Raw genomic sequence first — 6,501 nt, 5'->3', positions numbered from 1 at the left:
CGGCGGGGCAGGCGGGTTCGGCGTGGTCTCCACCGCGAGCTACGAGGCGCGCGAGTACGGCGTGCACGCGGCGATGCCCATCGGGCGCGCGGAGGCGCTGTGCCCCCGCGCGGTCTTCATCCCGCCCTCGCGCGGGCTCTACAGCGCCTACTCCGCACGGGTCTTCGACCTCGTCGCGGAGGTGACCGAGGACTTCGCCCAGGTGAGCGTCGACGAGGGCTACCTGGACGTCTCCTCGGCGCTGCGCCGGCTGGGCTCTCCGGCGGTCATCGCCGCCGGTCTGCGCGAGCGCATCGAGGCGGAGACCGGACTCACCGCCTCGGTGGGGGTGGCCTCGACGAAGGTCGTCGCGAAGCTGGCCTCGGCCCGGGCGAAGCCGGACGGGCTGCTGGTGGTGCCGCAGGCGCAGGTCGACGACTTCCTCCGCCCCATGCCGGTGGAGGCGCTGCCCGGAGTGGGGGCGGCCACGCTGCAGACCCTGTCCCGCTACGGCATCGCGACGATCGGGGAGCTCGCGGACGCCGAGAGGGCGTGGGCGGGCCGCGTGCTCGGCTCCCACGGGCTCATGCTCCACGACTTCTCCCACGGGATCGACCGGCGTCCCCTGCGCCACGAGGCCAAGGACCACTCCGTGAGCGCCGAACACACCTTCCCCGCGGACGTGTGGCGGATCGAGGAGCTCGAGACGGAGCTGCTCCGGCTCGCGGACACCGTCGCCGGCCGCCTGCGGGCGGACGGCTGGGCGGCGCGCGGCGCGGGGCTCAAGTACCGGCTCGGCGACTTCACCACCTTCTCCCGGTCCGTCACGCTGCCGGTGCCCACGGATCTCGCCGCGGACCTCCACCGGGCCCTACGCCCGGCGCTGCGCTCCCTGCGCGAGCAGCACTCCTCCGGCGTGCGCCTCCTCGGACTGCGCACGCACGACCTCATACCCCTCGCGGAGTCCGGCAGGCAGGGCTCCCTCTTCGACCCCGAGGCGGCCGCGCCGGAGGACGGGGGAGAGGCCTCCGCGCCCGTGGCCGGACAGGACGCGGAGCGGCGGGAGGCGCAGCTGGCCCTCGACGAGGTCCGCCGGAGGTTCGGGAAGACGGCGCTCACCCCCGCCTCGCTCCTGCGCCGGTCGCAGGAGCCGGAGTGAGGAGGACGCACCTGCGCGAGCACCTGGGGAACGCTCCGGCCGAGGCCGTTCGGAGGGAATAGACGGCCCGCCGCCGGCGTTGCTGGGGGCAGCGTGTGAAGGCGCTTCTCAGCCGGTGGGAGGTGGGCGTCCACGTGCGCACCGGGTGGGCGCGGACCCGCCCGGGCGACTATGATGGAAGCTGCCGGGAACAGCGGACGGACAAGGAGAACGCGATGGCTCTCTCAGACCATGAGCAGCAGCTTCTGGAGCAGCTCGAGAAGCAGCTGCGCAGTGAGGACCCGAGGTTCGCGAGCAGCATCGCCGACGCGCCGTCCGCCGGTGTGGGCGGCGGCCTCTCCGCCTCACGCGTGGTCGTGGGGGTCCTGGGTGTGGTGGTCGGGATCGCAGTGGCTCTCGGCGGCATCTGGGCGGGCATCTGGCCGCTGGGCATCGTGGGCTTCGTCATCATGGTGGCAGGCGGTTTCTGGGCGCTGAAGACGGACCCCGCCGCCGGTTCCGCGAAGGACGGCGGCAAGGACGACGGCCCCGGGGGTGCCCCCCGCACCCCGCCGCGGGGCAGCGCGCCCGCGGGCGGCGGCTTCATGGACCGCATGGAGGACCGCTGGGAGCGCCGCCGCCGCGGCGAGTGAGGAACTCCCGCCCCTGAAGCTGTTCGGCCCTCCGCGCACGGCGCGGAGGGCCTTTCCCATGTGGCAGCAGCAGACGGGAGCGGCCCGCAGAATCGTTCCCGTCTGCGGATCGGCCCCTCTGCAGCGCAGGAGGCGGCGAATCAGCAGACGGGAACGGCACCGGTGCCGCTCCCGTCTGCGCGGCTCACGGCCGCGGCCGCTTCCAGAGGCTGCGGGGGAGGAGCACGGCGCGGAGGCCGGCGGCGCGTCCCTGGCTGCGGCCCAGGCCGCGGCGGATCTCCCGCACCAGTGCGGACAGTTCCGCGGCGTCCGGCAGCCGTCGCGCACGGCGTGAGCCGGGAGACGCATCTGCCTCAGGAGCACCGCTCGCCTCGGCACCTGCTGCCGTGCCCACCAGCACCGGTGCCGCCGCACCGGCGTAGCGTGCGGCCTCGAGCGTGCCGACGACCTGTGCGAGGCGCTGCCGGGATTCCGCGTCCAGATCCGTGGCCAGCCGCTCCTCCTGCGCGCGCAGGGTGAGCGCACGGTCCCAGCGGAGACCGTGGTCCACCGTGAGGGCGGCGAGCTCCGTCCACGTGCCCTCGGCACGTGCGAGGTCCCCGTCCTCGCCCCCTGCACCGCTGTGCGCGCGGGAGGACTTGCCCGCGCGCCCGGTCAGCCGGAGTCTGCGCTGGACCAGCCGCAGGAGCGCCGGCACGGCCAGGAGCAGGAGAAGCACCACGACGCCCCCTGCCGCCAGCAGGCCCTGGAGCGCGGCGGGGGACAGGGCGTCCTCCTGCGCGGACTCGGCAGCTCCCTGGTCCTGGGCCTCCTCCTCGGCGGGTGCAGGCGTCTCGGCGGGAGCCTCGGTCTCCTCGTCGGCGGGGGCCTCGGTGGGTTCGGCCGTCTCCTCCGCCTCCTCGTCCTCCTGGCTCCCCTCGGACATCGCCCAGGGCGGCGGATCGCCCGCCGGTCCGCCGGGGGTGGGCTCGAAGCGGACCCAGCCCGCGCCCTCGAAGTACAGCTCCGGCCAGGCGTGGGCCTCCTGCAGGGACACGGAGTACGCGCCGTCGCCCTGCGGCGTCCCGGCGGTGAAGCCCACGCCGATCCGGGCGGGGATGCCGAGCGAGCGCGCCATCGCCGTCATCGCCCCGGAGAACTGCACGCAGTAGCCGCGGCGGTCGGCGAGGAAGTCCTCGAGCGCGTCGCCGGAGGCCTCGGCGGGGGCGTCGAGGGAGTACTCGAACTCGCCGCTGCGGAACCAGTCCTGCAGGGCGACCGCCGCCTCCCACTGGTTCGCCGCTCCTGCGGTCACCTCGTCGGCGGTGTCCGTCACGACCGCGGGGAGATCGTCCGGCAGCGCCAGTTCGGTCTCGAAGTCCTCGACGTCCACGGGAGCCGCCGCCGCGAGCTGCTCCGCGGTGGGTTCGGCGGAGAGGTAGTCCACCTCGTACTCCGCGTCCGTCGTGAGGACGCCGTTGCCCACGACGGTGAGCGTCTTCGGATCGTAGATCCAGCGGCGCTCCAGCCCGCTCACGGACGCCGGGGCGTAGGGGGCGGGGAGGTGCTGGCCGTCGAGGCCCACCACCCGCACCTGCGCCGTGCGCTCCTGAGTGGGGGTGTCCGAAGCCAGCCCCGGCGGTCGCGGCAGGCCGTCCGCGGCCACGGCGAACGGGTCGATGTCGAACGGCTCCGGGGCCCAGGTGCTGCCGTCGAACACGCTCACGCTCGTGAGCCGCACCGGCGGGGCGAGCGGATCGTCCGTGGTGTACTCGAGGACGGGACCCTCCTCCGTCTGGGAGAGGTCGTTGCGCAGGTCGAGGAACGGATTCACGACGCTGATGTCCTGCGACTGGCTGAGCGGGCGGTCCGGCCGGTGCGCCACCGGCGGCAGCACCAGCGGCAGCGCCGCACCCAGTGCGAGTGCGAGCGCGCCTGCGATCACGGAGTAGGCGGCGGCGCGGCGTACGGACGTGCTGAGGTACCGCGAGAGCATGAGGAGCAGGAACGCCGCGGCGACGGAGGCGAAGTGGTACCAGCGCAGCTGGGCGTCCGCCAGCAGCACGGGGATGATCCAGACGAGGAGCAGGAGGATGCCGCCCACCTTGGGCGCACGCAGATCGCTCACGAGTCCGTCGACGAGGATCGTGATGAGCCCGAAGCCCACCACGAGGATCGCGGTGAAGCCGGGCGTGGACGGTGCGGGTGCGGTCGTCGCGTAGATGTCGTCGACGCCCTGCCCCAGCTGTCCGAACAGCTCCATGACGGCGGCCGGTGTGGGGACGCTGAACGGCATCGCGGCCGGGACCGCCAGGTACAGGGAAAGGACCCCGGCGAGCAGGAACTGCACCAGGACGGCGGAGCCGGTGGCCCGGATGGCGGAGACGGAGCGCAGCAGCGCACCGGCCACGGCGATCACGACGATCATGACGGCGGTGGGGACGAGCCAGCTCCAGTCCGCGAAGACGGCGCTGAGGCTCAGCGCCGCGAGCAGCATGGCGGCCGTGGTGCAGCCGGCGAGCACCCACGGCGAGGGTTCGGCATCCTGCGCGTGCGCCGGTGGGCCGGTGGTGGGGGCGGAGGCGCCGGCCGTGGTCCGGGGAGGGGTCTGCGTGCTCATCGGATCGCTCCGTTCCTCCACTGGGCGGGGAGAGTGAGCTCTCCGCCGAACAGTGCGGTCTCCAGGCTCACCGGGATCTCGCCGAGCTCCTCGACGACGAACAGTGAGCGCGGCATGTTCCCGGGCAGCTCGCCGGCCAGCGCCTCCGCGCGCGCCGAGCTCAGTGTGCAGATCGAGGCGTGGCGCGTGTCCGGGGGCAGCACGGGCACGCCCGGCACCTCCGCGCCGGCCGGGTGGTGTGCGGACGCGAGCCGCACCGAATCCCGCCCTCTGGCCCCCTCGGCCCGGACGAGGGCGGGGCCGGAGGCCAGCAGCACGGCCACGCCGTCGCCGAGGTGGTGGAGTGCGACCGCGGCGGCGGCGGTCACTGCGATGTCCGCTCCGTGCCCGCTGGGATCGGCCCCCAGCGTGTCGAGGAGGACCAGGGCGGAGGGATGCTCCTCATGGGCGTGCTCGCGGATCATGAGGGTGCCGTAGCGGGCGGTCGAGGCCCAGTGGATGTGGCGCACGTCGTCGCCGGGGGAGTACTCCCGCGTGTGGAAGTCGAGGGTCGAGGTGCCCCGGTGCAGCCGGTCGGAGTCGGACTGGTCCGCGCTGGTCCGGGTGCGTGAGCGGACGGGCAGGTGCTGATCCGGCACGGCCACCGCGACGGGGAGCGCCGCACGCGCATCGCGCGTGAGCGCGACGAGGCCGAAGGGTCCCTCCAGCCTCAGCCGGGTGCCGGCGATCCCGCTCGTGCCGCGACGGGTGGGCACCGCCGTCACCGGCAGCACGACGTCCGCGCGGGCGGCCAGTCCGGGGACCGTGAGCGTGCGCGCGGGTCCGAACCCGTCCTCGGGGGTGAGCTGGAGCGAGAAGGAGCCCACCGGCAGCGGTGTGCGATTGGACACGTGCGCGTCGAAGCGCGCCTGTGCGCCCACCGCCGTGAGGTTCTCTCCCTCGACGCGGCGCATGCGCGGCACGAGCTCGACGCCGAGACGCGCGGCGGTGAGCCCGGCGATGAGGCCGGAGACCACGACGAGGCCCACGAGCAGGATCGCCACGGGCAGCATTCCGGGCAGCGCGAAGCGGTAGGCGGCGACGGCGAGCGCGGCGCCCAGCAGGAGGAAGACGAGGCCGGAGGCGGTGGGACGCATCAGCGTCCCGCGACCGGCACCCGGCGCAGCACGTCCGCCGCGAGAGAGGCGGCCAGCTGGGGATCGTCGCCCTCGCGGGGGACGATCCGGTGGCTGAGCACGTCCACGGCGAGCTGCTGCACGTCGTCCGGTGTGACGTAGGCGCGGCCGGCCAGGACCGCGAGGACCTTGGAGGTGCGGAGGAGGTGGACGCCCGCACGCGGGGACGCCCCCAGGGCGATCGAGGGGTCCTTCCGGGTCGCGTCCATGAGAGCGACGATGTAGTCGCGCAGCTCCCGCGTGGCCTCCACGTGCCGGATGAGGTCGCGCGCGTGGGTGACCTCCTGCAGCGTGGTGACGGCCGGCGTGGAGGCGAGCGGGTCGGACTCGACGTGGTGGTCGAGCATCGCCGCCTCCGCCTCCGCCGAGGGGTAGCCGAGGGAGATGCGGGCCGTGAAGCGGTCCCGCTGCGCCTCCGGCAGGGCGTAGGTGCCCTCCATGTCCACGGGGTTCTGCGTCGCGACGACCATGAACGGCTGCGGCATGCGGTAGGTCGTGCCGTCCACGCTCACCTGGTTCTCCGCCATGCACTCGAGCATGGCGGACTGGGTCTTGGGGGAGGCGCGGTTGATCTCGTCCGCGATGACGACGTTGGCGAAGACGGGTCCGGGCCGGAACTCGAACGCCTGCTTCTCCTGGTTGAACATGTTCACACCCACCACGTCGGAGGGCAGCAGGTCCGGTGTGAACTGCACGCGGCGCACGCTGCCGCCCACGGCGCGGCCCAGCGCCTTGGCGAGCAGGGTCTTGCCCACGCCCGGCACGTCCTCGAGCAGCAGGTGCCCGCCGGAGAAGAGGGTGAGGAGCGCGGTGCGGACTGCGTGGTCCTTGCCGTCGAGCACCTTGTTCATGGCGGTGCGCGCCTGCTGGGCGATGGACTGGATGTGCGTGATGTGTTCACTGCCGAGCGCGGTCATGCGCCCCATTGTCGCGCACTCGACCGATGCGCTCCACCTG

The 6,501-nt window shown here is 73.8% G+C and carries 5 protein-coding genes; 2 read left to right on the top strand and 3 right to left on the bottom strand.

Annotated elements, in window-relative coordinates:
- Together Q0A33_RS10005 and Q0A33_RS10000 are read left to right on the top strand one after the other, a co-directional pair.
- On the top strand, positions 1-1,138 hold a 1,138-nt coding region (locus tag Q0A33_RS10005), incomplete at its 5' end, for a DNA polymerase IV (RefSeq protein ID WP_291795769.1).
- Positions 1,139-1,353: 215 nt separating this feature from the next.
- On the top strand, positions 1,354-1,770 hold the full coding sequence (locus Q0A33_RS10000; protein WP_291795767.1) for a DUF3040 domain-containing protein: 417 nt from the start codon (positions 1,354-1,356) through the stop codon (positions 1,768-1,770).
- Positions 1,771-1,954: 184 nt separating this feature from the next.
- Here the strand turns inward: Q0A33_RS10000 and Q0A33_RS09995 are convergent, their stop codons facing one another.
- Genes Q0A33_RS09995 through Q0A33_RS09985 form a run of 3 tightly spaced genes read right to left on the bottom strand, consistent with a single transcriptional unit; the run spans position 1,955 to position 6,461 of the window.
- Complete coding sequence (locus Q0A33_RS09995; RefSeq protein ID WP_291795765.1) at positions 1,955-4,369, bottom strand: DUF3488 and transglutaminase-like domain-containing protein; 2,415 nt, start codon at positions 4,367-4,369, stop codon at positions 1,955-1,957.
- Complete coding sequence (locus Q0A33_RS09990; protein ID WP_291795762.1) at positions 4,366-5,505, bottom strand: DUF58 domain-containing protein; 1,140 nt, start codon at positions 5,503-5,505, stop codon at positions 4,366-4,368. The genes Q0A33_RS09995 and Q0A33_RS09990 overlap by 4 nt, the downstream gene beginning before the upstream one ends.
- Positions 5,505-6,461 carry a MoxR family ATPase gene (locus Q0A33_RS09985; protein WP_291795759.1) on the bottom strand — a complete coding sequence of 319 codons (957 nt, stop codon included), beginning with the start codon at positions 6,459-6,461 and terminating at the stop codon, positions 5,505-5,507. Before Q0A33_RS09985 ends, Q0A33_RS09990 begins: the two co-directional genes overlap by 1 nt.
- Positions 6,462-6,501: the final 40 nt, after the last annotated feature.

This window comes from Brevibacterium sp. (assembly GCF_022712115.1).
Lineage (GTDB): Bacteria > Actinomycetota > Actinomycetes > Actinomycetales > Brevibacteriaceae > Brevibacterium > Brevibacterium salitolerans.
The sequence above is the reverse complement of the archived record's forward strand: the minus strand, read 5'-3'. Positions and strand labels throughout refer to the sequence as shown.